27 protein-coding genes and 1 pseudogene are annotated in these 25,278 nt (G+C 73.4%); 15 read left to right on the forward strand and 13 right to left on the reverse strand.

Translation table 11 applies throughout. The annotated features are described in order from the left end of the window. Window positions 1-393: 393 nt before the first annotated feature. The 4 genes from AC0VY3_RS32630 to AC0VY3_RS32645 form a co-directional block, all read right to left on the reverse strand. Window positions 394-732: a hypothetical protein gene (locus tag AC0VY3_RS32630; RefSeq protein WP_103512053.1), complete on the reverse strand. Its 339-nt coding sequence runs from the start codon at window positions 730-732 to the stop codon at window positions 394-396. A 132-nt stretch (window positions 733-864) separates the two neighbouring features. After that, window positions 865-1,767 carry a lysostaphin resistance A-like protein gene (locus AC0VY3_RS32635; RefSeq protein ID WP_475551772.1) on the reverse strand — a complete coding sequence of 301 codons (903 nt, stop codon included), beginning with the start codon at window positions 1,765-1,767 and terminating at the stop codon, window positions 865-867. Window positions 1,768-2,007: 240 nt separating this feature from the next. After that, entirely contained in the window at window positions 2,008-2,640 is a 633-nt protein-coding gene (locus tag AC0VY3_RS32640) for a response regulator (RefSeq protein WP_475551248.1), read from the reverse strand. Next, entirely contained in the window at window positions 2,628-3,794 is a 1,167-nt protein-coding gene (locus AC0VY3_RS32645) for a sensor histidine kinase (RefSeq protein WP_475551249.1), read from the reverse strand. The genes AC0VY3_RS32640 and AC0VY3_RS32645 overlap by 13 nt, the downstream gene beginning before the upstream one ends. A gap of 334 nt (window positions 3,795-4,128) precedes the next feature. Here AC0VY3_RS32645 and lanL point away from each other — a divergent pair, with 334 nt between their 5' ends. The 8 genes and pseudogenes from lanL to AC0VY3_RS32685 all read left to right on the forward strand — a co-directional run bounded on the left by lanL (window position 4,129) and on the right by AC0VY3_RS32685 (window position 14,411). Continuing rightward, window positions 4,129-6,999, forward strand: coding sequence for a class IV lanthionine synthetase LanL (gene lanL / locus AC0VY3_RS32650; protein ID WP_475551250.1), 2,871 nt, complete (start codon window positions 4,129-4,131; stop codon window positions 6,997-6,999). Continuing rightward, the gene (locus tag AC0VY3_RS32655) at window positions 6,996-8,984 is read left to right on the forward strand and encodes an alpha/beta hydrolase family protein (RefSeq protein WP_475551251.1); all 1,989 of its coding nucleotides are present in this window, start codon (window positions 6,996-6,998) and stop codon (window positions 8,982-8,984) included. Before lanL ends, AC0VY3_RS32655 begins: the two co-directional genes overlap by 4 nt. Further along, a complete protein-coding gene (locus AC0VY3_RS32660) occupies window positions 8,981-9,112 on the forward strand; it encodes an ALQxL family class IV lanthipeptide (RefSeq protein WP_189460106.1) in 132 nt (43 codons plus the stop codon). The genes AC0VY3_RS32655 and AC0VY3_RS32660 overlap by 4 nt, the downstream gene beginning before the upstream one ends. Window positions 9,113-9,253: 141 nt before the next feature. Next, window positions 9,254-11,041 (forward strand): ABC transporter ATP-binding protein, encoded by a 1,788-nt coding sequence (locus AC0VY3_RS32665; RefSeq protein ID WP_103512058.1) that lies wholly within the window; start codon window positions 9,254-9,256, stop codon window positions 11,039-11,041. Beyond that, complete coding sequence (locus AC0VY3_RS32670; protein ID WP_103512059.1) at window positions 11,038-12,792, forward strand: ABC transporter ATP-binding protein; 1,755 nt, start codon at window positions 11,038-11,040, stop codon at window positions 12,790-12,792. Before AC0VY3_RS32665 ends, AC0VY3_RS32670 begins: the two co-directional genes overlap by 4 nt. Window positions 12,793-12,849: 57 nt before the next feature. Then, on the forward strand, window positions 12,850-13,635 hold the full coding sequence (locus tag AC0VY3_RS32675; protein WP_103512060.1) for an SAM-dependent methyltransferase: 786 nt from the start codon (window positions 12,850-12,852) through the stop codon (window positions 13,633-13,635). 88 nt (window positions 13,636-13,723) lie between these two features. After that, window positions 13,724-13,918 (forward strand): annotated as a pseudogene (locus AC0VY3_RS32680) (hypothetical protein); the annotation flags it as partial. Between the two features lie 37 nt (window positions 13,919-13,955). After that, window positions 13,956-14,411 carry a VOC family protein gene (locus tag AC0VY3_RS32685; RefSeq protein WP_103512062.1) on the forward strand — a complete coding sequence of 152 codons (456 nt, stop codon included), beginning with the start codon at window positions 13,956-13,958 and terminating at the stop codon, window positions 14,409-14,411. A 7-nt stretch (window positions 14,412-14,418) separates the two neighbouring features. On the opposite strand, the gene AC0VY3_RS32690 is transcribed toward AC0VY3_RS32685, so the two are convergent. Together AC0VY3_RS32690 and AC0VY3_RS32695 are read right to left on the reverse strand one after the other, a co-directional pair. Beyond that, complete coding sequence (locus AC0VY3_RS32690) at window positions 14,419-14,616, reverse strand: hypothetical protein (protein WP_258047386.1); 198 nt, start codon at window positions 14,614-14,616, stop codon at window positions 14,419-14,421. A 119-nt stretch (window positions 14,617-14,735) separates the two neighbouring features. After that, window positions 14,736-15,170 carry a hypothetical protein gene (locus tag AC0VY3_RS32695; RefSeq protein WP_103512076.1) on the reverse strand — a complete coding sequence of 145 codons (435 nt, stop codon included), beginning with the start codon at window positions 15,168-15,170 and terminating at the stop codon, window positions 14,736-14,738. Window positions 15,171-15,252: 82 nt separating this feature from the next. Between AC0VY3_RS32695 and AC0VY3_RS32700 the strand changes: the two genes are divergently transcribed. Genes AC0VY3_RS32700 through AC0VY3_RS32710 form a run of 3 tightly spaced genes read left to right on the forward strand, consistent with a single transcriptional unit; the run spans window position 15,253 to window position 16,773 of the window. Further along, window positions 15,253-16,080, forward strand: a complete 828-nt coding sequence (locus tag AC0VY3_RS32700; RefSeq protein WP_103512064.1) for a helix-turn-helix domain-containing protein — start codon at window positions 15,253-15,255, stop codon at window positions 16,078-16,080. After that, window positions 16,077-16,316, forward strand: a complete 240-nt coding sequence (locus AC0VY3_RS32705; protein ID WP_103512065.1) for a DUF397 domain-containing protein — start codon at window positions 16,077-16,079, stop codon at window positions 16,314-16,316. The genes AC0VY3_RS32700 and AC0VY3_RS32705 overlap by 4 nt, the downstream gene beginning before the upstream one ends. A gap of 49 nt (window positions 16,317-16,365) precedes the next feature. Further along, on the forward strand, window positions 16,366-16,773 hold the full coding sequence (locus AC0VY3_RS32710; protein WP_475551252.1) for a DUF6336 family protein: 408 nt from the start codon (window positions 16,366-16,368) through the stop codon (window positions 16,771-16,773). A 69-nt stretch (window positions 16,774-16,842) separates the two neighbouring features. On the opposite strand, the gene AC0VY3_RS32715 is transcribed toward AC0VY3_RS32710, so the two are convergent. The 4 genes from AC0VY3_RS32715 to AC0VY3_RS32730 all read right to left on the reverse strand — a co-directional run bounded on the left by AC0VY3_RS32715 (window position 16,843) and on the right by AC0VY3_RS32730 (window position 18,525). Further along, window positions 16,843-17,166 carry a hypothetical protein gene (locus AC0VY3_RS32715; RefSeq protein WP_242736645.1) on the reverse strand — a complete coding sequence of 108 codons (324 nt, stop codon included), beginning with the start codon at window positions 17,164-17,166 and terminating at the stop codon, window positions 16,843-16,845. 207 nt (window positions 17,167-17,373) lie between these two features. Further along, entirely contained in the window at window positions 17,374-17,535 is a 162-nt protein-coding gene (locus tag AC0VY3_RS32720; protein ID WP_475551773.1) for an LAETG motif-containing sortase-dependent surface protein, read from the reverse strand. Between the two features lie 109 nt (window positions 17,536-17,644). Beyond that, window positions 17,645-17,899, reverse strand: a complete 255-nt coding sequence (locus AC0VY3_RS32725; protein WP_475551253.1) for a DUF6333 family protein — start codon at window positions 17,897-17,899, stop codon at window positions 17,645-17,647. Window positions 17,900-18,135: 236 nt separating this feature from the next. Beyond that, a complete protein-coding gene (locus tag AC0VY3_RS32730) occupies window positions 18,136-18,525 on the reverse strand; it encodes a hypothetical protein (RefSeq protein ID WP_475551254.1) in 390 nt (129 codons plus the stop codon). Between the two features lie 310 nt (window positions 18,526-18,835). Here AC0VY3_RS32730 and AC0VY3_RS32735 point away from each other — a divergent pair, with 310 nt between their 5' ends. The 3 genes from AC0VY3_RS32735 to AC0VY3_RS32745 all read left to right on the forward strand — a co-directional run bounded on the left by AC0VY3_RS32735 (window position 18,836) and on the right by AC0VY3_RS32745 (window position 22,095). Then, the gene (locus AC0VY3_RS32735; RefSeq protein ID WP_103507724.1) at window positions 18,836-19,705 is read left to right on the forward strand and encodes a helix-turn-helix domain-containing protein; all 870 of its coding nucleotides are present in this window, start codon (window positions 18,836-18,838) and stop codon (window positions 19,703-19,705) included. Beyond that, entirely contained in the window at window positions 19,680-20,486 is an 807-nt protein-coding gene (locus AC0VY3_RS32740; RefSeq protein WP_103507725.1) for an SAM-dependent methyltransferase, read from the forward strand. Before AC0VY3_RS32735 ends, AC0VY3_RS32740 begins: the two co-directional genes overlap by 26 nt. Window positions 20,487-20,559: 73 nt before the next feature. Further along, window positions 20,560-22,095 (forward strand): helix-turn-helix domain-containing protein, encoded by a 1,536-nt coding sequence (locus AC0VY3_RS32745; protein ID WP_103507726.1) that lies wholly within the window; start codon window positions 20,560-20,562, stop codon window positions 22,093-22,095. A 40-nt stretch (window positions 22,096-22,135) separates the two neighbouring features. Here AC0VY3_RS32745 and AC0VY3_RS32750 read toward each other — a convergent pair whose 3' ends face one another. The 3 genes from AC0VY3_RS32750 to AC0VY3_RS32760 all read right to left on the reverse strand — a co-directional run bounded on the left by AC0VY3_RS32750 (window position 22,136) and on the right by AC0VY3_RS32760 (window position 24,238). Beyond that, complete coding sequence (locus AC0VY3_RS32750; protein WP_030087430.1) at window positions 22,136-22,465, reverse strand: hypothetical protein; 330 nt, start codon at window positions 22,463-22,465, stop codon at window positions 22,136-22,138. Window positions 22,466-22,542: 77 nt separating this feature from the next. Further along, window positions 22,543-23,439, reverse strand: a complete 897-nt coding sequence (locus tag AC0VY3_RS32755) for a LysR family transcriptional regulator (protein WP_475551255.1) — start codon at window positions 23,437-23,439, stop codon at window positions 22,543-22,545. A 37-nt stretch (window positions 23,440-23,476) separates the two neighbouring features. Continuing rightward, complete coding sequence (locus tag AC0VY3_RS32760) at window positions 23,477-24,238, reverse strand: SDR family oxidoreductase (protein ID WP_103507728.1); 762 nt, start codon at window positions 24,236-24,238, stop codon at window positions 23,477-23,479. Window positions 24,239-24,454: 216 nt separating this feature from the next. Between AC0VY3_RS32760 and AC0VY3_RS32765 the strand changes: the two genes are divergently transcribed. Next, window positions 24,455-25,255 (forward strand): SDR family oxidoreductase, encoded by an 801-nt coding sequence (locus tag AC0VY3_RS32765; protein WP_103507729.1) that lies wholly within the window; start codon window positions 24,455-24,457, stop codon window positions 25,253-25,255. Window positions 25,256-25,278: the final 23 nt, after the last annotated feature.

The following is a 25,278-nucleotide window of genomic DNA, read 5'->3' on the forward strand; positions in this document are numbered from 1 at the left end:
CCGTGCCGACACCGTTGACGGGCCTGTTTCTGCTGCTCAGCGCGGCGGCCGCGGCCGCCTGCGCCCTGGTGCTCGCTCTCCTGCTGAAGAACCCGCCCCGTTCGCCGGCCAGGATCTGCGGGGTCGCCGCCCTGCTCTGCGGCTTCGCGGCCACGGCCGTGTACTGCGCCGGCTGGTTCTCCGTCACCCTCGGAGGGCCGTTCCCGGCACTGTGCGAGGACATGAACATGTCCGGTGCCGCGCTGGTGAGCCTGGAGCAGGAGTTCTGGCCCCTGCGCAACGCCTGCGTCTACGCCGACGGCTCGGCGGTGGAACACCTGCCCCCGTCGGTCACCGTGCTCCTGCGTACGTCGGCCGGTCTCGCCGTCGCCCTGGCCTGCACCGCCGCGTTCCTCAGCCGAAGGCCACGCCCAGGAGGAACGGGGCGACAGTCAGCGTCACGGACACCGACCAGTACGGGTACGGGGACGCCGCAGCGATCAGACGGCGCCGCATCCACAGGTTGATCAGGGTCCAGAGACCTCCGAAGCCGGCCACCACCGGCACGACGAGGATCAGCCACGGCAGCATCCCGTCGTTCTCGGTCGGTTCCCGCTGGGTCCACCCCAGCTCCGCCAGGGGCCCGTTGGACAGGACGTACCAGATCAGGAAGACCGGCACCACGGCCGGAACCCCGAGCATCAGGTTCACCACCACCGGGACGAAGGACTTCCACAGCCTCGTACGCTCCACAGGTCCCCCCGTCCCGGCCGGCCCCGCGGCCGCCCCTTCGCGGTAGCTTTCCACGGACCCGGCGCGCGCCCCGCCGCACCCCCTCAGCGGTCGAGGAACTCCGCGCAGCGCAACGGCCCCGGCTCCGGCCCCTCAGGGGCTCACCCGCTCGACCCCGCGGCGGTCCGCGATCCGGGCCATGGTCAGGCAGTACAGCGGGGCGAAGACCAGCTCGATCACCATGGCCTGCCAGGGCGCGTCGGCCGCGGTCTCCGTACTGGCCAGCTCACCGAAACCGGCCGCCAGGCCGAAGGCCAGCAGGTTGTTCGCGACGTGCATGACGATCACGGCTTCGAGACCGCCGGTACGGATCACCAGCCAGCCCCACCACAGCGCCGAGTACAACAGCAGCAGGAAGCCGGAGAGTTCGCCGAACCCGTGGGCCAGGGCGAACAGCAGGGAGGCGATCACGATCGCGGGCCACGGCGTCCGCACGGCGCGGCCGATCACCTGGACCAGCCAGCCCCGGAAGACGTATTCCTCGGCGGCGGCCTGGAACGGGACGAGCGCCAGCACCACGGCCAGGCTCAGCAGAAAGACGGGCCACCCGGGGAAGCCGGTCCCCGTCTCCCCGAGCGGCTCGTCGTTCCAGGTCCACGCGATCAGCAGGCCGATCTGCACGATCATCAGCGGAAACGCCACGGCGGCGCACCGCAGGAGCCAGCCCCAGCGGATCCGCCCGACGACGGAGGAGACGGTTCCGGCGGGGCGGCGACCCAGCAGCCGGACGGCCAGCAGGACGATGGGGATGCCGATCGCGAGGCCGAGGAGCTGGACGACGAGATCGGCGACCGGGTCCTCGAAGAAGAGTTCGCTGTCCGCCGAGTCGGGCCCCGCGTCCAGCAGCTCCGCGACGACGAACCCGGCGATGCTGACGACCAGGACGCCCACCACGACCAGCGCCACGACGACCGCCAGCTCACCGAGCCAGCCGAACCGTCCGCCCTGCCCGTTGCGCCCCTGCTCGTCGTAGCGGGAGCCGGCGGGCGCGCGCACGGGCCCGGAAGGCGGGCGGCTCCACTCCGGGGGCCTGTCCCAGCCCTGCCCGCCCTGCCACGCCTGCCCCGCCGGCCCGCCCGGCCAGGCCGGTGCGGGCGGGTGCGGCGGCTGGGCCCAGGGGGAGGGGGGCCCGTCCGTACGGGGCGCTTCGCCCGAGGGTGAGGGCGCGGGCGAGGGCGGAGGCGGGTCAGAAGGGTTGCTCACACCAGCGATCTTCGGATGCCGCCCGCGTGCGGGTCAACGCCAGCCGTCCTCGCGGACCCGGGTCGCCAGGTCGATCTTGGTGTAGGTGGGCCGCCCCGTCTCCTGGTACTTGGCCTTCACGCGGTCCAGGTAGTACTTCGCCGTGTTCACCGTGATCCCGGCACGGCGGGCGGTCGCCTTCAACGTGAGCCCGGAGGCGTACCCCACCAGCACCTCGCGTTCCTGGGGAGAGAGCCGGGGGCGGGTCGAGCCCCGGTCGTAGGCCAGGGCGAAAGCCAGCTCCGGGGAGTGGGGGGTGCGCCCGGCCGCGATCTCGCCGACGGCTTCGACGAGGACGGACAGCTCGTGGTCCTTCGTGAGGAAGCCGTCGGCGCCGTCGGTGATGGCCGCGACGATCCGGTCGCGGTCCGCCACCACGCTGATCATCAGCACTCTGCTGCCGGCCGCCCGAAGGCGGCGGATGTTGTCGGCGGGCGGCCGGTCGTCCCGGAGCATGAGGTCCAGCAGGACGACGTCCGGCGGCTCCCAGGAGCCCGCGAGCAACTCGTCGACGGTGGCCGCGCACGCGACGAGGTCCAGCTCCTCGACTCCCGCGAACCACGAACGGATGCCGTCGCGCAGCATCCGGTCGTCGTCCACCACGGCGACGGTGATCACCCCGGCCATCTCAGCTCCACGCGGACGCCCTCGCCGGGGGCGCTGTCCACGAAGGCCCGGCCGCCCACGCCGCGCATCCGGGCGTGCACGGAACGGTCGAGCCCGATTCCGCCGGCGGCCTGCCCGGCGGGACCGGCCGGCCCCTCCGATCCGCCCGATGCCCTCGGTCCGGCGACTCCGCCCGCATCGTCCGGTCTGGCTGATCCGGTAGCGAAACCCCGGCCTCGGTCGACCACGGTGACGACCAGCCGGCCCGAGTCGCCGACGGCGGTCAGGAAGGCGTGCCCCGTACCGGCGTGGCACCGCACGTTGTTGAGGGCTTCGGTCGTGGCCCGTGCCATGGCCAGCGCTATCTCGCCGGGCACGGCGGGCGGCTCGTGGTAGCGGGCGGTCACCCGCAGCCCCAGCGCTTCGGCGGCGCGTACGGACTCTTCAAGTGCCGCCCGCACCTCGGAGGCCGGCTCACGGTCGTCCGCCTGCTCGACCAGCCTCCTGAGGTAGGCGGCCTCCCGCGCGCAACGCTCGCGCATCATCGAGGTGTTGGCGTCGACGCCACCGCGGGCGATGGCCGTCAGCGTGGCGAGGACGGTGTCGTGCAGCGCGTTGTGATGGGCGACGCGCTCCGCGAACCTGGCCCGCTGTGCCTCAGCGGCAAGCGCCCGCCGGTTGGCCGAATCGACCTGCTCGCCCTGTCGGCAGAGGTACCAGGTGAGCACCCAGGACACGACGGCGGAGAAGACCAGGGCGTTCAGATGGGCGCCGGTCACGGCGGCGTCCGCCTCCACCATGAGGTACCCGGCGAGATGGGTGGCCACCAGGAGGGCCACGGCGACGGCGAGGAGGCGCGCTCCGAAGGCGACGGCGGCCATGGCCGAAGCCGATCCGCCCAGGAGCATGACCCAGGCGACCGACTCCTGGGTGCGGGCCCCGCCCCAGGCGTACGCGCCGAAGGGCAGCAGGCAGCCGATCACCAGAACGTCGAGTCCCACGACCCAGGGAACGAGCCGCCGGTGCCGGGCTGCCATGAACCAGATGAGCGCGGTGGACGCGATCGCGGCACTCAGGGCCAGCCACGGGAACAGGCGGTCGCGCTGGTGCTGCGCGACCACGACACCCCCCGCGACCAGGTGGCTGCCGCGATACAGCGCGGTGGCGATGACCATGGTCTTCCGGGCCCGGTGCAGCCCGGTTTCGGTTCTGTCGATCCGACGGCCCCCCTTGATCGCAACCCCCCAGAACGGGTGGTGCACCGGCCCCTCGGCACACCGCTAACGTCACCCGTGGCGATCGGGGGATCGCTCGCCGCCACGATAGGCAGAGGTGGCCGAGGACGGTCCGCGATTCCCGGACAACTCGGCAGATCTTTCGATGCGCCCTGGCCGAAACGCATATGACGATTCGTCATGTGCGGTCAACACCACTCCCGCACCGCGCACCGGCTCCGCCCGGACCGTCAGGGTCCCGCCACCACACCGCACCGGCAAGGAAGGATCGCCTGTGAGCAACGACCGCGACGAACACGACGGCGGCAGCTTCTTCGCGCTGGACACCGGCCTGCTGCCCGGCATCGTCGAAGGGGTGCTGCACCGGCGCGGTGCGACGCAGTGGGCGGTCGAGCAGGGGGAGTTCTGGTGCTCGGCCCGGCCGCGCGGCCACCGGAGCGGCGAGCAGGGCTGGAAGCTGCACCTGTCGGCCACACCGCTGTCCGCGGCCCTGGTCCTGGCGGTGGCGGCCGATGTCCTGGTCGAGGAACGGGCCTCGTTCAAGTTCGCGGGGGCCCTGGACCGGGTCGCCCTGCTGACGGGAGGGCGCGCCGACCGCGGCGGCGGCGGCAAGTTCATCACGGTCTACCCCGACGACCCGGAGCTGTTCCGCCGGCTGGCCCGGCGGCTGCATGCGGCGACGCTGGGACTGCGCGGACCACGCATCCTCTCGGACCGGCCGTACGCCCCGGGCAGCCTCGTCCACTACCGCTACGGGGTGTTCGGCGGGGTGCGGACGACGACGAACGACGGGGACACGGACGTACGGCTGCGCAACCCCGGCGGCGGGCTGGAGAAGGACCGGCGTCAGGCCTGGGTCACCACCCCCGCGTGGGCACCGCCGCCGTTCCCGGAGCCGTCGGCTTCCCCGGAGACCGCGCCTTCCCCCGAGGCCGCGCCGAGCCCGTCGCGGGAGCCGGCCGGACCGCAGAAGCCGACGCGGACACCGGGGAGGAAGTCTGTCCGCCTCAACGGCCGTTACGTGGTCGCCAAGGCGATCCGGCACGCCTTCAAGGGCGGGGTGTACCTCGCGACCGACGAGACCACCGGCCGGCAGGTCGTGGTGAAGGAGGCGCGGGCGCACGTGGGCGTCCGCATGGACGGCACCGACCTCCAGGACACCCTGCGCCACGAGGCCGAGATGCTGGAGGCGCTGGACCCGCTGGGCTTCACCCCGGCCGCGATCGAGTTGTTCGCCCAGGGCGGCAACCTTTTCCTGGCCCAGGAGTTCGTGCCGGGGCAAACGCTGCGCGACCGGCTGGTGGAACGCCCGGTGCGGGACCTCGCGGAGTTCCTGGCCCTGGGCCGGCAGATCGTGGACATCGTGGCGGCCGTCCACGGCACCGGGCGGGTGCTGCGCGACCTCTCGCCGAACAACCTCATGGTCACGCCGGAAGGCCGGGTCCGGCTCATCGACGTCGAGTACCTGGCCCCCGAGGGCGTCCCGGTCCGCCGCGGGTACACCCCCGGCTATGTCGGCCCCGAGGTGTCCTCGCTGCGGGACTACGACTTCACGGCTCCCACGTACGCGGGCGATCTCTACGGCCTCGGCGCGGTGCTGCTCCACCTGGCGACGGGTGTCGACATGCTCCTGGTCCCCGACGACCGCCCGATGGGCGACCGTACACAGGCTCTGATCACGCAGGCGATCGCCGATCACCCCTGGGCCGCAGCGCTTCTGCCCCTGCTTCTCGCCCTCTGCGCCCCGCTCCCCGAGGAACGCTGGGAGCTGCCCCGCATACGGAAGGCTCTCGCGGAGCTGCCCGGAACCGGCCACCGGTCCACCGGCGGAGAGACCGGCGGAACCCGGGGGACGGGCACGGGCGCCACCGGTGGGAGCGGCGTTTTGGCCCTGTCCGGCGAGGAGCGCGAGCGGCTGATCGCCGGTGGCATCGCGTACCTGCTCCGCACCGGGCCCGGCAGCGGCGGACACCTCTGGGACGTCAGCGCATTCGGCGCGACCACCGACCCGCTGAACGTCCAGTACGGCTCGGCCGGCGTCCTCGCCGTGCTCACCCGGGCCGCGGCGGCGGGCGCGGGGCCCGACGTACGGCACGGGGTGGCGGAGCTGACGGAGTGGACACGGCGGCGTCTCGCCGATCTTCCCACCGGCCGGACACCCGACGGAACGCTCCTGCCCGGGCTGCACTTCGGCCGCTCCGGCACGGCCTGGGCACTGCTCGACGCGGCCCTGCTGCTGGGCGACGAGGACGTCGCCGCCGAGGCGTCCGCACTCGCGCGCGCGGTCCCCCTCGACTGGCCCAACCGGGACATCTGCCACGGGGCGGCGGGGGCCGGCATGACCCAACTGCACTTCTGGCGGACGACGGGTGATCCGGTCTTCCGCGACCGGGCGGTCGCCTGCGCCCAGGCGATCATCTCGGCGGCCGAGGATCACCCCGCCGGGGTGATCTGGCCCGTCCCGGCCGCCTTCGACTCGAACCTCGCCGGAGCCCGCCACTACGGGTTCGCCCACGGCATCGCGGGGATCGGCGCGTTCCTGCTGGCCGCCGGGGTGGCGGCGGAACACGAGGGCCTCCTCTGGGCGGCCGGCAGGGCGGGCGACACCCTGGTGAAGCTGGCCCGGTTCGAGGCCGGCCGGGCGGTCTGGCCGGCCGGGGACCGGGACGCCGACGGGCCGGTGGGGCAGACGCACTGGTGCAGCGGCTCCTCGGGCATCGGCACGTTCCTGGTCCGGCTCTGGGCCCGGACCGGCGACGAACGCCACCGGGAGGCAGCCGTACGCGCGGCGGCCGGAGTACGGGAGACCATGTGGCTCTCCTCCCCCGCCGCCTGCCACGGGCTCGCCGGGAACGCGGAGTTCCTGCTCGACATGTCCGCCGCGCTCGGCGACCCCCGGTACCGCGACCAGGCAGGGGAGCTGGCCACCTGCATCCACACCCGTGCCGTACGACGCGACGGCCTGCTGGTGGTGCCCGACGAGTCGCTGGAAGCGGTCACGGGCGGCTACCAGACCGGTGTCGCCGGAACGGTCGGCATGCTGCTGCGCCTGCGGGACGGGGGCCCGCGGCTCTGGATGCCGGACACCCCGGAACTCTCCGCGCCCGCCGGCCGGCACCCGCGTACCGCGGTGGGGGTGCGATGAACCGGCGGCCGGAGCGCATCAGCTTCCGCTTCTCGGCGCGGTCCCGGTTCGCCGCCTGTCTGGTGGCCACGGCCGACGGCGCGCTGGCCCCGGGGTGGTGGGACCTCGACGGCACGCACCCTCCGTACCCCGGTGACACGCCCCGCTACCGGGAGGGCGCCCCGGCGGAGACCACCGCAACCCAGGTGCTGCCGACCGAGGACGGCGGGCTGCTGCGGCTGCGCGGCACGGCGGGCTCCGGCCGCCACCTGCTCCTGCTGTCCCGCCCCGCGCCCGCCTCGGCCACGGCCGCCGGGACTTCGCTCGCCGAGCCCCAGGTGCCGTACCAGGCCGGGCCCGAGCTCAAGGACCCGTCCCCTGCCGAGGACCTGGTCGTCGAGGCGCGGGGCCTGCGCCTGGTGCCCGGCGGGCCGCCCGGCACGCTCGCGCTGGCGGTGGAGACCGCCCACGACGGCCGTACCCGCGTCCGGCGGGTCCGTTCCACGCCACTGCGGCTGAGCGATCCCGTGATCCTGCCGGGCCGGGTCACCGCCCTCCTGCCGCTGGACGGGACGGGCTGCCGCTACGCCACGGACCTCGAAGGGCCCGACGGATACCGCCCCGTCTCTCTCGACCTGCGCGACGGGAAGTGGCACGCTCTCCCGTCGCCGGCGAACGGCCGCATCCACCGGCTGCTGCTCTCTGCACCTGCCTCGGGGCTGCTGCTGACGGCGAGCGATCCCGGCGACGGACGGCTGCGAATCGCCCACGCCGCCCTCGGTGACCGGGCCCGGCTCAGCTTCCCGGACCGGCTCAACTCCCTGGACGGCGCGGTCCTTCCGCTGGCCGCCGACCCGGCGGGTGAGCGGGTGGCGCTGCGGGTCTCCCGGGGCGCGCAGGCCCGTCTCTTCCTGTACGACGTGGGGGCGGACCGGTCCCGGCCCGCCGCGCTGCCGCCGGGCGCGTTCCACCCCGTCGCCGGCTGGAGCACGAGCGGGCTGCGCGTCGTGTACGCGACCCCGGACCGTCCCGCCGACCTGGTCACCGTCCCGGACACCGCCTCGTACGACGCCCCGTCCGACACCCGCGAGGCCCCGGCCCGCACACCTGACGCCCCCAGGGCTCCGCACGCCGCGACCGAGTGGTTCGCCACCCCGTCCGGGCGGTTCGAGGCCGTCGTCCTGGGCGACCGGCGCACCGCGCCCACCGTCGTCGTCGCGCTGCACGGCGGCCCGGAGGACCACTGGACGCTCGGCCACGACCCGGTGCTCGCGCGCCTGTCGGAAGCCGGGGCGGCGGTGGTGGCCCCCAACCAGCGTGGCAGCACCGGCTACGGCCGGGCCCACGCGGAGGCGATCCACGGCGCATGGGGCGTGCCCGACCTCGCGGACATCCGCTCCCTGGTCCGTACGCTCACGGAGCAGCGCCCGCCGGACGCCGAACCGCCCGTTCTCCTCGGCATCAGTTACGGGGGCTTCCTCGCCCTGCTGGCTGTGTGCGCCGACCCGTACGCCTGGGCACGCTGCGCGGTGATCGCCCCGTTCCTGTCCGCGCGGGGACTGCGCGAGCGGTCGTCGCCCGCCGTGCGCGCCCTGATCGACCGGCACGGCCTGGGCGAGCCGCCGGACGACGACCTCGGCCCCCGGGACGTCGAACGCCTCGCCCACCGCATCCGCGTACCGCTGCTCGCCCTGCACGGCTGTGACGACCCCGTCGTGCCGGTGGACGAGACGCGTCGGCTGCGCCAGGCCCTGGCGCGGGCGGGCGGCCCGCAGCACGCACCCCACGACTGCCTCGACATCGCGGGAGCGGGCCACCACCCGCTCCAGGAGCGGGGCGGCGCCGAACTCACCGACCGGCTGGTGAGTTTCCTGACGGCCCGGGCCCCGGACCGCCGCCTCGCCCTCGCTCCCCCTGAACTCACGGTCGCCGACGCGGCCGTGCGACACCGCCGGTCCTCGGCGGTGTTCGGGCACATCACTCACGACGAAAGGACACCACCATGATCGACAACACCATGACCGTCGACGTCGACGAGCTGCAGACCCTGGAGGGCGAGGAGTCCGTCGCGCTGGCCGGCTGCACCCGGACGTGTACCTGGACCTGCTCCATCACCAGCATCGAGCAGCAGTAGCAGCCGTGCGCCGGACGGGCCCCTCCCGGGCCCGTCCGGCGCACGCCGTGTCTCCCGTACGCACGACTCACCGCGATCCGTGCCCGTCACCCGTGCCCGTCCGCCCCCGGGCGGGAGCCACGGACGGCCGGAAGGAGTTCGATGACGTCTCCCCGGCGACTGGTGTGGGACGCGACCGCCCGGACGCGTGGCTGGTTCGTCCTCGCCTCCGCCACAGCCGTCCTGGGGTCGGCCGGCACGCTGGCGTTCCCCTGGGCCATGGCACGGGCCCTGGACGCGGTCGTCGCCCGGCGGTCCGTCACCGGCCCCGTCCTCGTGTGCGCCGCGCTCCTCGCCCTCGTCGTCACCGCCGGGTCCCTCCAGACCCTCGCCAACGGGGGGTACGGCTCCGGCACGGTGGCCGCCCTCCGCCGGACCCTCGCCCGGCGCGCCCTGGACGCCGGGGTTCCGGGGACGGCCGACTTTCCCGCCGGGGACCTCGCGGGGCGTCTCTCCGCGGGGTGCGCGCAGGCCGGCTCGGCCGGGGTCACGCTGGTCACCGCCTCGACGGCGGTGCTCACCTCGCTCGGCGGGGTGGTCGCGCTGTGGCTGCTCGACTGGCGGATCGGGCTCTGCTTCTCGCTGGGCGTACCGCCGTTGGCGCTCATCGCCCGGATGTTCATGAACCGCGGCTCGGGGCTGTTCCTCCGGTATCAGGAGACCCAGGGAAGAATCTCCGCCCTGCTGCTGGAAGCGCTCGGCGGGGCCCGGACCATCGGCGCGAGCGGCACGGCGGCGGCCGAGACGCGCCGAGTCCTGGATCCTCTCCCGGAGCTGTCCCGCACCGGGCACCGCGTCTGGGCGCTCCAGCGGGACACCGGATGGCAGGTGGGCCTGCTGATCCCGGCCGTGGAGGTGCTGGTGCTCTGTGCCGGAGGTCTCGCCCTGCTCCACGGTGACATCAGCGCGGGAGAACTCGCCGCGGTCGTCGGCTACACGGCGCTCGCGATGGCCGCACTGGACCAGCTCGACGCCCTCTTCGCGCTCGGCATGTCGGCCGCCGGTGCGCGCCGGGTCGCCGAGGTCGTCGACCAGCCGGTCCCGGCCCCCGGCACCCGCGCGCGCCCGGCGGGCCGCCCCGGCACGGTGACCCTGTCGGGGGTGACCGTCCGTTCGGGCGCCCGGACCGTCCTGGACGCCGTGGACCTCGTCGTCCCGGCGGGCACGGCGCTCGCGGTGGTCGGCCGGTCCGGGGCGGGCAAGAGCACCCTGGCGGCGCTGATCGGGCGGCTGCGGGAGCCCGACGCGGGCCTGGTCGCCATCGACGGCGTACCGCTGCGGGAGCTGACCCCCCAGGCCCTGCGCGCCGCCGTCGGCTACGCCTTCGAGCGGCCCGCGCTGCTGGGTACGACGGTGGCCGGGATGATCGCCTTCGCCCGCCCGGACGCCTCCCACGAGGAGGTGACGGCGGCTGCCGCGGCCGCCCGGGCGGACGACTTCATCGCCCGCCTCCCGCGTGGCTACGACACTCCGCTCACGGAGGCCCCGCTCTCCGGCGGAGAGGTCCAACGCCTGGGGCTCGCGCGGGCGTTGGTCCACGATCCGGCGGTGGTCGTACTGGACGACGCGCTGTCGAGCCTGGACACCGCCACGGAGGCACGGGTCGGCTCCGCGCTCGCCTCGGCCTGGTCGGGCCGTACCCGGGTGCTGATCGCCCACCGGGTGTCGACCGCCGCGCGGGCCGACCTGGTGGCCTGGCTGGAGGACGGCAGGGTCCGCGCCCTGGGCCCGCACGCGGATCTGTGGCAACTCGACGACTACCGGGCCCTGTTCGCGGCGAGCGCCGGCCCGGAGACCGCCCCGGACCGCGATACGGGATCCGGGGCCGAAGCGTGGACCGACCGGAACACGCCCCCGCACCCGAACCCGCACGCCCAGGAGCCGGTATGAGCGAGGCAGCCCCGCGCCCCATCGACCGGCACCTGTTCGCCGGGTTCCTGCGCCGACACCGCGGGGCGGCGGTCGCGGTGGCGGGATGGTCCCTGCTGGAGGCGGTTCCGGCACTCGCCTCCGGGCTGCTCGTCGCCGCCGCCCTGGACCGGGGCTTCCTCGCGGGACGGCCCGCCGAAGGCTTCTTCTGGATCGGCCTGCTCGGGGCCGCGATGGTCTTCCGCGCCCTGATGACCCGGACCCTGACACCGTGGCTGGGGCGGATCGTGGAACCGCTGCGGGACGACCTGGTGACAGCCGTGGCCGCAGGGGCCGTGCAGCGCGCGGCGGCGGGGGCCCGGGACACGGCGGGCGCGGGCGTGGCCCGGCTGACGGTCCAGGTCGAGACCGTGCGGTCGCTGGTGTCCGCCCTGCTGCGCTCGGCCCGGCAGCTGGGCGTCTCCCTGCTGATGGCGTTCGTGGGCCTGGCCGCCCTGTCCGCCCCGGTGGCGGCGGTCACCCTGCCCCCGGTCCTGCTCACCCTGCTCCTCTGCGTCCCCCGCCTCCGCGTCCTCGCCCGCCGCCAGCGCCGCCAGCTGCGGGCGGAGGAGCGCCTCACGGGGGTCGCGGGCGAGACCTTCGACGGCATCCGGGACGTCGTCGCGTGCGGTGCCCGGGACCGGGTGGCCGACGACCTGTCCGCCCGGATCACCGACCACCGGGACGCGGTCAGGGCGGTTGCCCGGACCGCGTCGGCCAACACCTTGCTGGTGTCGCTGGGCAGCCATCTCCCGCTGCTGGTCCTGCTGTTGTCGGCCCCGCGGCTCCTGGACAGCGGTGCGCTGTCGGTGGGCGAACTGCTGGGCGCGACCAGCTATCTGGTCAGCGGAGTGGCTCCGGCCCTGCGCTCGCTCGTCACCGTACTCGGCTCCTGGGGCGTGCAACTGGTGACCGTACTGAGCCAGTTGAGCCGATCAACACGGGAAGCGCGGCCCGGCCCTCCGAGGGGTCCGGGCCCGGTCCTCCCCCCACGGACCCCGCGCTCCCCGGACCTGTCCCTGGTGAACGTCGTCTACGCGTACGGCCCGGGAGCGGCACCCGTCATCGACGGGCTCTCCCTCGACATCCCGGCCGGCTCACATCTGACGGTCGTCGGGCCGAGTGGTGCGGGGAAGTCCACTCTCACCACGCTGCTGGCCGGGATGGCCGGGCCGGACAGCGGCCGGCTGACCCTGGGAGGCGTACCGGCGACGGAGGTCGACCGGGCCTGGCTCCACCGGGCGGTGACCCTGATCCCGCAGGAGGCGTACGTGTTCACCGGCACCGTGCGGGACAACCTGCGCTACCTGCATCCGCAGGCCCGGGATGCCGACCTCCTCGCGTCGGCGACGGCTGTGGGCGCGCGGACCCTCGTGGACCGGCTCGGCGGCCTGGACGCGCCCGTCGGACTGGACGGGCCCCCGCTCTCCTCCGGTGAACGGCAGCTGGTGGCGCTGGCCCGCGCACATGTGTCCCCCGCGTCGATCGTGCTGCTGGACGAGGCGTGCTGCCACCTCGACCCGGCGGCCGAGGAGCGGGCCGAGCGGGCCTTCGCGGACCGGGGCACCACGCTCGTCGTGGTGGCACACCGCATCAGCTCCGCGCTGCGCGCGCCGCGCGTCCTGGTGCTCGACGGCGATCGCACGGCCGTCGGCACTCCCGCCCAACTCCTGGACAGCAGCCCGCTCTACGCGGATCTGGTGGGTCACTGGGTCTCCGCCGGGGCCCCGTAGGCGTGTGGCAGACTGCGTCGACTGAATGGTCCACACCACGTGTATCTGGAGTTCGGTATGACGGCACAGGCGCCTCACCCCCCGATCGACACCAGCAAGCCCCACTCGGCGCGGGTCTACGACGCGCTGCTCGGCGGCAAGGACAACTACCCGGTGGACCAGGAAGTGGCCGAACTCCTGCCCGTCGAGGCGAAGATAGGCGCCCACCAGCAGCGCGCCTTCATGAACCGCGCGACGGCCTGGCTGGCGGGCCAGGGCGTGACGCAGTTCCTGGACATCGGTACGGGCATTCCCACCGCGCCCAACCTGCACCAGGTGGCCCAGGAGATCCGCCCCTCCGCCCGGGTCGTCTACTGCGACAACGACCCCATCGTCCTGCGTCACGCGGAGGCGCTGCTGATCAGCCGGCCGGAGGGCGTCACGGACTACGTCCACGCCGACGTCCGCGAGCCCGCGATCATCCTCGACGCGGCCCGCGAGACCCTGGACTTCGACCGCCCGATCGCCCTGTCGCTCCTCGGCCTCCTCCACTTCCTCCCCGACGCCGAGGACCCGATCGGCATCATCCGAACGTTCACGGACGCCATGGCCCCCGGCAGCTACGTCGTGCTGTCCCACGGCGCGTCCGACGTGAACGCGGAGATCGGGCAGCAGAGCGAGGACGAGTACAAGAGGGGCGGCATCCAGCTGGCGCTGCGGAGCCGCAAGGAGTTCGAGCGGTTCTTCGAGGGCCTGGAGATCGCCGCCCCCGGCCTGGTGATGGCCCCGGAGTGGTTCAACGGCACCCCCGCGCCCGCCCAGGAGCACAGCGGCATCTACGTGGCCGTGGCGCGGGTCCCGTAAGCGCTGAAGGCCCCCCGGGCGGACGGAGAGCGGTACGCGACCGGCCACGGCGGTGCCCGCGCGGACCTGGAACGCCTCGGGCCTTACGACGAGCACCGGGTACGCCGGGCGGGCGGCGGGCACCTCCTCGTACACGACGGTCAAGAAGGTGAAGTCGACCAGCACGGGGGCGCTCAAGACCACGGTGAAGGCCGGCAAGTCCGGGACATGGCGCTGGACGTACTTCGGCAACACCACCTCCGGCGCGAAGTCGTCGACCGGGGACCGGGTGGAGGTGCGGTAGGCGAACGGCTGTCGGACCCGTCTGGGACGCTCGGGACATGGAGACGACGCTGCAGCTGACGATCGACTGCTCCGATCCGCAGAGGATGGTGGCCTTCTGGTCCGAGGCCCTCGGTTACGTACCCGAGCCCGCGCCGGACGGACATGCCACGTGGCGTGCCTACTGGGCGTCGATGGGGGTGCCCGCGGAAGAGCTGCCGCCCGGCGCCGGGGACGTCCCGGAGTCGATCGTCGATCCGGCCGGACGAGGACCGAGAGTGTGGTTCCAGGCGGTTCCGGAGCCGAAGACCGCCAAGAACCGGTGGCACTTCGACCTGAAGGTCGGCGGGGGCCGTGACGTCCCGCTGGAGCTCCGCACCCAGCGGGTCAGGGCCACGGTGGAGCGGCTGGTCGAAGCCGGCGCCACCGTGCTGCGGATCAAGGACGACCCGGGTACCGGTTTCTACGCCGCCGCCATGCAGGACCCCGAGGGCAACGAATTCGACGTCGTCTGAGGGCCGTTCACTCCCGGCCGAGCCACGCGAAGAGAGGGTGGTTGGCGACGAAGTAGTGGGCGCTGACGTGGCCGCGCTCCTTGTCGAGGAGGGGCGGGGCCCCATCGCGGTAGATGTGGCGGAGGTAGCGGCGGCGGATCGGCGCTCCTGCGATCAGCAGCAAGGGGGAGGCGACGAGAACGCCCGACCAGATCAGGGCCTGCACGGCCCTGATCCTGACTCTTTCGGATCTCGTCTCGTACCGCATGCGACCAGTGTGCTGATCCGTCCGCCGGGGCGGAAGGTACGGGTTTCGGCGCACCGGCCGGTCAAGCTCCGCCTCACTCACTCCTTCACGACGCACCCCGCCCGCAACCAGGCCATCTCGTGCAGCAACGCGCCGTCCACGAAGGGATCCTGGACCGTGGGCCGCGACCGCCAGTCCAGCGGCCAGGTGCCGCCGCCCAGCGCGGGCACCCCGACGAACGCGTCCCCTCGCGCGCTCCGGCTCATCGCCTCCACCCCGGGAGGCCAGCGGTGCTCGGCGGCGGCCCCTGGCGCGAGCAGGAAGTACATGCTGCGCTCGCCGATGCCGGAGCGGACGATGGGCCCGGCCCGGAAGTCGGTGAACTGCATGACCTCGTACGCGATTTCCTCGCCGAGCAGACCGATGGCGCGGACGGCGTCGAAGTGGATGCCGACGTGGCGGAGTGCGTGGCCGGAGGCGGGGATCCAGGAGGGGCAGAAGGGGACCGGATCCGGTGAATTCTTCAGTTCCATGCGCTCAGCGTTGCGGCAGACACGTACGGTGACCAGGGTCACAAGCATGTTGTGAACAGTGGTGTACCTGTGAGGTGAGCCCGTGCACTCCAGTGATCAGCCGGAAAGCACCGCCGAGATGTTCGGTCTGCTGCTGCGGCACTTCCGTGTGCTGACCGGACTGTCCCAGGAGCAGTTGGGCAAGCGGATCGGCTACTCCAAGTCCCAAGTGGCGATGGTGGAGCGGGGCGCCCGACCGCCGACGGACGTCTTCGTGCAGCGGGCGGACGAGGTGCTGGGTGCACAAGGTGCACTGATCGTCGCCGCACCGAAGCCGCCGAAGCAGACGGAGCGGCGCAACCCGCTGCCAGGGTGGTTCACGCCGTTCGCGGACGAGGAGGAGAAGGCGTGGGCGAGGCACGAGTACGAGAACCACGTCATGCCCGGTCTGCTCCAGACGGAGGCGTACGCACGCGCCGTCTTCACGAGCCGGTACCCGACCTATGACGACGACGAGATCGAGGCGAAGGTCGCCGCGCGGCTCGAACGGCAGAAGCTGCTGTCCCGCAGGCCGCTGCCCGACATCAGCTTCGTCCTGGAGACGATCGTGCTGACCCGGCCGATCGGCGGCCGCCGCGTCATGAAGGCCCAGCTCCACCACCTCGCCGATGTGGCGCGGCTGCGGCACGTACGGATCCAGCTGATGGATCCGGACCGCGAGGACCACGCGGCGCTCGACGGCCCCTTCGTCCTGCTGGAGACCGACAAGCGCCGGCAGCTCGCCTATATCGAGGGGCAGGGCGGCAGCTTCTTCGTCACCGAACAACCGCAGCTGGGCAACCTGTTCGGCAAGTATGGCGTCACCCGGGCCCAGGCATACACTCCGGAGAGGACGCTGGAGACGATCGAGAAGATGGCAGAGGAACTATGAGCACTGGCCTCCACTGGTTCAAGTCCAGCTACAGCGGCAGCGAGGGCGGCAACTGTGTAGAGGTGGCACTCACCTGGTCCAGGTCCACGTACAGCGGCAGCCAGGGCGGCGACTGCGTCGAGGTCGCCACCTGCCCCCACACCGTCCACGTCCGCGACTCCAAGGACCTCACCGCCCCCGCGCTCGCCGTCTCCCCCGCCTCCTGGGCGTCCTTCGTAGAGTTCGCCGCGTCGTAGCGACAGGCTCGACGGTGCGGTGACGACAGGGGGCACGCACATGGTCCGCATGAGCAGAGGTACGGACGGGGTGATCGAACCGCGTCTACGGCTGGGCAGTGTCATGGCGCGCGGCGCGGCGTACGGCGTGGGGGCCACGGTCTGCGTGGTCGTCGCCGCGTTCGTCGTGCGGGATCACGACGCCCGTGTCGACCTGCTGGAAGCGACCAGCTATCTGGGGCTGCTGACCGGCGCGGTCTTCTTGGTGATCGGGCTGTTCTTCTGGGCGTGCAGCCTCGGTGACATCCTGCGCTGGCGTGACTTCTTCACGACCACCCAGCCCAACGACGTGGTGTCCATCGTCGGACCGTCCCTGGTCCGCGCCGGTGTCTTCCTGCTCGTGCCCGTTCCGTTCGCCTTCGGCCTGGGCCGACTCGTCGCATCGGCGGAGTCCGGCTCCTGGCTGTGGGGCGCCTGAGGCCCCGGGGAGTCACTCGTGTCCGGCCGGGACGCGCATCGGCCGGACACCCTGCTTACTCGTACCGACTCACCTGACCAGGAACTTCACCGAACCGAAGTGGTCGGGGGCGTTCTGGCCCGGCTCGAGGAAGGTCACGATCGCACCGTCCTGGCAGTCCGTGCCCCGGAACAGAACGGCGAGCCGGTCGGTGTGGTTGGTCGACCGGTGCGCTTCACCCTGCAGGATGTCGTAGCAGCGACCGTCCTCGGGATCGGTCAGCTCGAATCCGTGCCACCACCCCTCCACGTAGTAGGCGAAGGATCCTCGCGCCGCCTGGGCGGGTGCCGCGGACACGGTGCACAGGGCCGCGGCGGCAACGGCCACGGCCAGCGCCTTTCGGAGGTTCTTCATGGATGCGCTCCCTCGGGGACGTACTGCGGGTGGCCAGTGTGTCCGCCCGGATGTGCCCGTGGGGCGACCGTCACCCGGACGGCGGGAGCGGAAACGATCCCGCCTCGCCCGAAGGGGCTACTGCTCCACACGAGGTCGAGGCGAAGGGCCCCATCCGAGGCGCGGGTGGAGCCCTTCCCTGTGCGTGCGTACTGCCTGTCCGTCCGGCTACTCCTGGACGGTCCCGCGGCGTCGGCGCATCCACCACATCAGCGTTCCACCGGCCACCGCGAGCGCGGCGGCGACGCCCGCGATGAGGCCGACCGGAGCGCTGCTGCCGGTGTCGGCGAGGTCGCCGTCCGGGTCAGGCTTGTTGCCGGGCGGGGCCAGGGTGCCGTGGTCACCGGGGGTGGTGGGGTCCGGGGCCGGCGACGACGGCGGGTCGGTCGGCTTGCCGGGGTCCGACGGGGTCGGCGTCGGGGTGGGGTCGCCGCCCGGGTCACCTCAGCGGCTCGTCGTTGCCGTCGGCCGCGAACGCCGGATTCACGATGCTCAGCATGGAGCCCCACGCGCCGGCGTGGACGACGTCCAGATCGGCGCGCACGGACGACGGCAACGGCGTCAGCACCGAGCGCGGCCCGAGGTCCTCCAGAACCTCCTCGACGCCCTCGAACGCCCCGGCGAACGCACGTGCCGCCACCGGGTCCTGGGGAGGCAGACCGCGGGCGTCGACGTCGAACGGCGGCTGGGCCACGGTGAGATGGCAAGCCCCATGGAGCCGCGCACGATCCGGTCCGGCGCAGATGTCCAGTAATCGGTGTCGGTCATGCGGGCCACCGTAGTGGGCCTCGATGACACGCCGTCCTGAGCCGGAGCCGCGGAACGACCTCCCGGTTCCGGGCGGGCGTACGCGTCACGGCGGTGCCGGGCGGAATTCCTTGACCGTGTCGTAGAGGGCCCGTTCCCGTTCCGTGGCCAGGGCCGAGCAGCTCAGTCCTCCTGCTCCGGGGCGGTGGACCGCACCAGGGACACGGGCTCCGTCTGCTGGTCGGAGGCGGAGACGCGGGTGGTGTGGCGGGTCAGGCGCAGCCCCATGGCCGTGAGTACGTCCGTGTCGTAGAGCGCGCACAGCAGCGCGGCCGCCGCCGGGAGCGGCAGCGGGCCGGCCGGGCCGAGGCCGAGCAGGGCCGCCGCGTCGGGGTCGTCGAGGACGGCCTGTCCGGCGTGGGCGAGCACCTTGCGGGGGTCGTCGACGATGAGTTCGTCGATCTGGATCCGCTGGGCGCGGACACGCAGGTCGAGAGGGCGGGCCGGAGCGGGCCTCGGGGCGGCGACGACGGACCGGAGGTTCGGGCGGGTCGGGTGGGTCACGTGGTTCATGGGGTGGGCTCCAGAGAACGGGCCGCCGGAACGACGGTGCGTGGAACGGCAGTGCACGGAACGGCTGGGGCGGGGCGTGAGGCAGCGGGCGGGCGGCGGGGAGGGCGAGTCGGGGGGGGGGGGGGGCGGGCGAGGCGGTGGAGCGGGGGAGAGGCAAGATCGGCCCGGTCCCACCGAGTTGGCGTACGGCGGGGTCGGACATGCTTACCTTGAGAGCGCCGTGCGAGCGTCGCAAGGTGCGCTGTGTGCACTGTGCGCAGACTGCGCGGAATGTCGGATAGATCGAGCCGGACACAGGGAGGGGGAAGCCGTGGCGCGCGAGAGGTCGGGGCGGACGGCCCAGCACCTGGTCCTGGTGGCCCGCCTGCGGCGGCTGCGCGAGGGCGTCGGACTGTCCGTCCCGCAGGCCGCCACGCAGTTGGGCTGGCATCCCTCGACGCTGCGGCGGCTGGAGCAGGCGCAGACCTCCCTCGACGTGGGTCAGGTGTCCGCCCTCCTCGATGTCTACGGGGCGGGTGCGGCGGAGGCCGACGACATCATGGGACGGCTCAACGCCGCGAACATGCCCGGCTGGTGGCATCCGTGGCGGGACGCGATGGCGCCCTGGCTGATGGACCTGATGAGCGTGGAGTCCGCGGCGAGCGTCGTACGCACCTGGCATCCGGCGCTGGTGCCGCTGCTGCTGCGGACCCCGGCGTACGCGATGGCCGTCGACGAGATCATGTCCCCCGGCCGGGACGCGGCCGAGCGCCGGCGGCGGGCGGACTTCCTGGTCGAGCGTCAGAAGCGGCTCCAGGAACAGCAGACCCGGCTCTGGGCGGTCCTGCCCGTCACCGCGCTGCGCTGCCGGGTCGGCGGCGACGAGGTGATGCGCGAGCAGCTCAGGACGCTCCAGCAGATCGCGGAGCGCGGGGATGTGACGGTGCAGCTGCACGACGAGTACACACCGCCCCATCCGCTGACCGGCGTTCCGGCGCTGACCCTCTACCGGGTGGAGATCCGGGAGATCGCCGACCATGTGGTCCGGGAGGGCGGACTGCCCGGCACCGCGGAGGTGTGGGACAGCCCCCACCCCGTACAGACGTATCAGGGAATGCTGGACGTGTCGTGCGTGATGGCGATGCGGCCGGCCCGAACAGGAGAGGCGTTACAGGATGAGTACGACCGGAAATGGGCCTGAACTGCCCGCGCAGATCGACACGAGCGTCGCGCACTCCGCACGTGTCTGGAACTACTGGCTCGGCGGCAAGGACAACTTCCCGGCCGACCGGGCGGCGGGCGACGCCTACCGGGAGAAGTACCCGCTGATCGAGACGTTCGCGAAGGAGTCCCGGGACTTCCTGCGCCGGACCGTCACCCACCTCGCCCGCGACGCCGGAATCCGGCAGTTCCTGGACGTCGGCGCGGGGCTGCCGACCGCGAACAACACGCACGAGGTCGCCCAGCGGATAGCCCCGGAGTCCCGTGTCGTCTACGTCGACCACGACCCCCTGGTGCTGCTGCACGTCCACGCGCTGCTGACCAGCACCCCCGAAGGCGCGACCGCCTACGTCGAGGCGGACATGCGCGACACCGAGACCGTGCTCACCGGGGCGGCCAAGACCCTGGACCTGACGCAGCCCGTCGCCCTCGTGATCAGCGACGTGCTGGGCCACATCGTGGACTGGGACGACGCCCTGTCCCTGGTGCGGCGGCTGGTGGAGCGTCTGCCCTCCGGCAGCTACCTCTCGCTCAGCCACTCCACCGCGTCCGACGACGCCCACCGCGCCGTGCAGGACGAGTACAACGCGAGCGGCGCGATCCCGTACATCTTCCGGGAGCCGGAGACCACGATCGCGTTCTTCGACGGGCTGGAGATGGTGGAGCCGGGCATGGTGTCCTGGCCCAACTGGCGGCCCGACGCGAACACCGGCACCACCACGGCCCGGGCCGGGTGGGGCGCGGTCGCCCGCGTTCCGTAACCACGTCCGCACCTGCCGCGCCGCGCACGGGCCTTCCCCGTGCGCGGTGCGCACCGCCCGCAGAGGCTTGCGCATGAGCACCACAGGCACCACCGACCGCGAGGCCGCCGACTCGTGGGGAGCCCGGGACGGACGGGAGACGGCGGGCCGGCTGCTGCGGGCGGCGACCCGCTCCGGTGCGCATCTGGTCGCCGAGGCCGCGGCCCTGGTCCAGGGCTGGGCGGTCCTCGCCGACCCGATCGCCGGGGCCGTCTACAGCACGCCCGCCTCGGCCGCCGCCGACGGCGTGCACGCGGCCGCCGCCCCGCAGGAACACCCGTACTGCGTCCAGCTCCCGGCGGCCGGAGCGGTCCTCGTCCTGGCCCCGGCCCCCACCACGCCCGCTGAGCACACCGGCCATGTCGCCGCGACCACCGCGGCCCTCCTGGAGGTGCGCGGGCAGCGGGCGGCGGAGCTGCGGGGCGAGCAGATGCGGCTGCACACCACCCTCATCCGGCTGCTGCTGGCCGGCCACACCTCCGTCGTCACCGAGACCCTGGGCCGCGACACCGCCGTCGCCGAGGGCCTCGGCCGAGACACCGCCACCGACTCCGCAGCCGTCACCGAAGGCCCGGGCGGGAACCGGCTCACCCATGTCACGGTCTACCGGCTCACCGGCGCCGACGTCCCCGCCGCCCACCAGGTCCTCTGGCGGGCCGTGCGCCCCTCCCTCGACCCGCATGCCGAAGCCTGCACCCTGCTGGGCCGGCTGGCCGGCGAACTCGTCGTCGCCGAACTCCACCACGGCGGCGACGACGGAAGGGTCCTGCGCCTGGTCTCCCGGGTGAGCGAGCGGCACCGCCTGCTCGCCGGCATGGCCGGACCGCTGCCCCTGGCCGAGATGCCCACCGCCCACAGCGGAGCCGCCGCCGCCCGGCACAGCGCCACACCCGACCGCCGGATCGTCCCCGCCGACGCCGTCGGCACCTCCCGGCTCGCGCCCCTCCTGCCCACCGTGCCGTACGCCCGGTGGGCGGAGTCCGTACTGCGTCCGCTGGCCCCGGCCCACCGGCACCTGCTCCTGGTGTGGCTCCGCACCGGCAGCAAGCCCCGCGCCGCCGCCGCGCTCGGTCTGTCCGCCGGTACGGTACGGGCCCGGATACGCGAGCTGGCCCGGCTGCTCGGCGCGGACCTGGAGGACGCCACCGTGCAGGCGCATCTGCTGCTCGCCCTGCGCGCGCCCGGCCCGGACGACGGCGGCAACGCGCCCCTGCCGCCCGGAGCGCCCGGCCCGGACCGGCTGGAGGCGCTGCCGGACGGCCTGCTGGACGGCGAGGCGGCCCGCTCCTGGGCGTACGGCCTGGTCGGCGGGCTGGAGCCGCATCAGCGGATCGCGCTCGCCTGCTGGCTGCGCCACCACGCCAGGACCGCCCCGGCGGCGGCCGAACTCCACGTCCACCGCACCACCCTGACCATCTGGCTCGGCCGGTGCGCCGAACACCTCGCGCAGAACCTCGCCGACGCCACCGTGCGCGCCGAACTCCACCTCGCGCTCCGGGCCACCCGGAACGGCCCCGACGACCCGGCGGCCCTCCCCCGGCGCGGCGGCCGCACCTACCGCCGGCTGTGACCGGCGGCGGACGAAGCTGCGGCGGACGAGGCGGCAGCGATCAGGCCGGCGCCTGGCCCGTCTCGAAGCGGCTGACGCGGTCGCCGGAGACCGTGAAGACCCAGCGGGTCCGCATCGTGCCCCAGGTGTCGTTCGTGTAGTCGACGACGAGGGTCCGGCCGTCGTCGGAGGCCTCCACGACCTGCATACGGCCGTTGGCCTTCGGGGAGAAGATCTCCTTCTCCGTCCAGGCCGCCAGGTCCCGTTCGCTGCCGTCGTCGGACATCGTGGCGTCCTCGGTGAGGACGTCGGCGAAGAAGGCGTCCTTGTCGCCCGCGTTCACCGTGGCGATGAACTTCTCCACCACCGGGTCGCTGATCGATGTGGTCATCGTGCTGCTCCCTTTCTTCCTTCTCTTCTTCCTTGCCCCGAGTCTCTGTCGGCGGGTTCACCGCCGCATGCCGTCCCTCACCGCTCCGGATGCGGTTCGTCCGCCGGTCCGGCTGAGGAAGAGAGATCCCGCCCGGGACACGTCGTGTGCGCGGGCCACAGTGCGTGGACCGGGACATGGACGGGCGGGTCCAGGTCCACGACGTGGGCCGCGCCGCCCGCCGCCGGGCCCGGGGGCGTCGTGACGAAGGCGATGCGGCCGGTCGCGGTGACGGCCGTGATCGGCGGAGTGCCCTGGACCGGGTTGCGCCGGGTGTCCGGCTCCACGCCCGCCTGACGGCACAGGCCGATCAGGAGGTCCGTGTACGCGGACGAGCCCGGCTCGCCCCACACCGTGAGCGGCTGGCCGCGCAGATCGGCCAGGGCCACGACGGAGCGGGCGGCGAGCGGGTGCCCGGCCGGGACGGCGATCCGCAGGCGGTGTTCGGCGATCCGGGCCCGGGTCAGGCCCGTGTCGGCGGGCATGGCCCGGCTCAGGCCCAGATCGCAGGCGCCGGTGAGGAGTTGTTCGCGCAGCTCGTCGGGGAAGAGCTGGCGGACGTGGGCCTGTATGCCCTGCTCCTCCGTACGGGCCCGGGTCAGCAGGTCCACGACCTCCTCGGCGGTGACCGCCGGGGTGTGGCCGATGCGCAGGTGCCCGGCCCGGCCGCGCCCGATCCGGCGGGCGCGGTCCAGGGCGGCGAGCGCCTGGGCGCTGAGGGCCCGGGCGTCGTCGATGAGGGCCTGCCCGGCCGGGGTCGGGGTGACGTGCTGGTGGCCCCGGTCCAGGAGCTGGACGCCGACATGGCGCTCCAGGGTGCGGATGGAGGTGCTCAGCGCCTGCTGGCTCAGGTGCAGCCGTTCGGCCGCCCGGGTGAACCCGCCCTCCTCGGCGACGGCGACGAGATGCTCCAGCTTGCGCAGATCCAGACTCACGCGGTCCTCCCGGACGCCATCGGCCGACGGCCGCCGGTCAGCGGACCGTGTAGCCGCCGTTGGCGAAGATCGTCTGGCCGGTGATCCAGCCGCCCTCGGTGACGAGGAACTTCACCAGCGGCGCGATGTCCTCGATCTCCGTCAGCCGGCCGCCCATGGCCTGCGACTTGTGGAACTCCACGCGCTCCGGCGTCTCCTGCGGGTAGAAGAACGGCGTGTCCATCGGTCCCGGGGCCACATTGTTCACCGCGATGCCGCGCGGGGCGAACTCCTTGGCCGCCGCCCGGGTGAAGTGCTCCAGCGGGGCCTTCGCGCCCGCGTAGGTGGCGTACCCGTCGGTGAACGCGGCGAGCAGCGAGGTGACCAGGCTGACGATGCGACCGCCGTCGTTGAGGCGGGTGCCGGCCTCCTGGAGGAAGAAGTACGCCGCCTTGGAGTTGATCGCGAACATGCGGTCGTACTCCTCCTCGGTCGTCTCGCCGATCGGCTTCCGCAGCACCATGCCCGTGGTGTTCACGGCGACGTCCACCCCGCCGAAGGCGTCCAGCGCCTGGTCGAAGAGGCTCCGCACCCCCTCGACGCGGGTCAGGTCCTCGCGGACGACGACGGCCTGCGCGCCCGTGCCCCGTACGGCCTCCGCCGTCTTCTCGGCATCGGCGGCGGTGTTCTCGCTGTGGTAGTGGACGACGACGTTCGCGCCGGCCTCGCCGAGCGTGCGACTGATCAGGCCCCCGAGGTTCTTCGCACCACCGGCGACCACGGCGGTCCTGCCGGCCAGCGGCTTCTGCTGCTCACTCATGACGGATCCTCTCCACCGGCCGCATTCCGATATGCGGCGTTCGTTGTAGTTTCCGTCGTCCACGCTAGGAGCGCGCCCCCGCCACGGGGAAACACAAAGATCGCGTCGAACCACCAGGAACATGGGTCACCGCAGGTCAGCGCGGGCGCACCGGTGCCGCCCGGGTGACCGGAAAGGCCATTGACGTGCGCCGTACGGGTCACGAAGGATCACCGCGTGACGACCACCGAACAGCCTTCGCCCACCCCCGCCCCGGCCCGCCCCATCGCCCTGATCACCGGCGTCGGCCGCAGCATCGGCATCGGCGCGGGCATCGCGCGCCGGCTGGCGGCCTCCGGCTGGGACGTCGCCTTCACCTACTGGACGCCGTACGACCGCCGCATGGACTGGGGCGCCGAGCCGGGGGCCGCCGCGTCCATCGCGAAGGAGCTGACGGAGGCCGGGGCCCGTACGGCGGCGGTCGAGGCGGACCTGTCCGACCCCGACGCGCCGACCCGCATCTTCGACGAGGCGGAGCAGCGCCTCGGCGGTCCGGTGACCGCGCTCGTCCTCTCGCACGCGGAGTCGGTGGACTCGGGGCTGCTGGACACCACCGTGGAGGCGTTCGACCGGCATTTCGCGGTGAACTCCCGGGCCAGCTGGCTGCTGATCCGCGAGTACGGGCTGCGTTTCCGCAGCGCGCCCGGCACCGCGACGGGCCGGATCGTCGCGCTCACCAGCGACCACACCGCGGGCAACCTCCCCTACGGCGCGAGCAAGGGCGCCCTGGACCGCATCACCCTGGCCGCCGCGCACGAGCTGGCCCACCTCGGTGTGACGGCGAACGTCGTCAACCCCGGCCCGGTGGACACCGGCTGGATGACCGACGACCTGCGCGAGACCCTGGCCGCGGGCACCCCGCTCGGCCGCCTCGGCACCCCGCGGGACACCGCGCACCTGGTGGACTTCCTGTGCTCGCCCGAAGGGCAGTGGGTCAACGGCCAGTTGCTGAAGAGCAACGGCGGCGCGGCTTCGTAGGGCCCGGCGCGACGGCGAACCTC

The organism is Streptomyces sp. iso_384 (assembly GCF_056172905.1).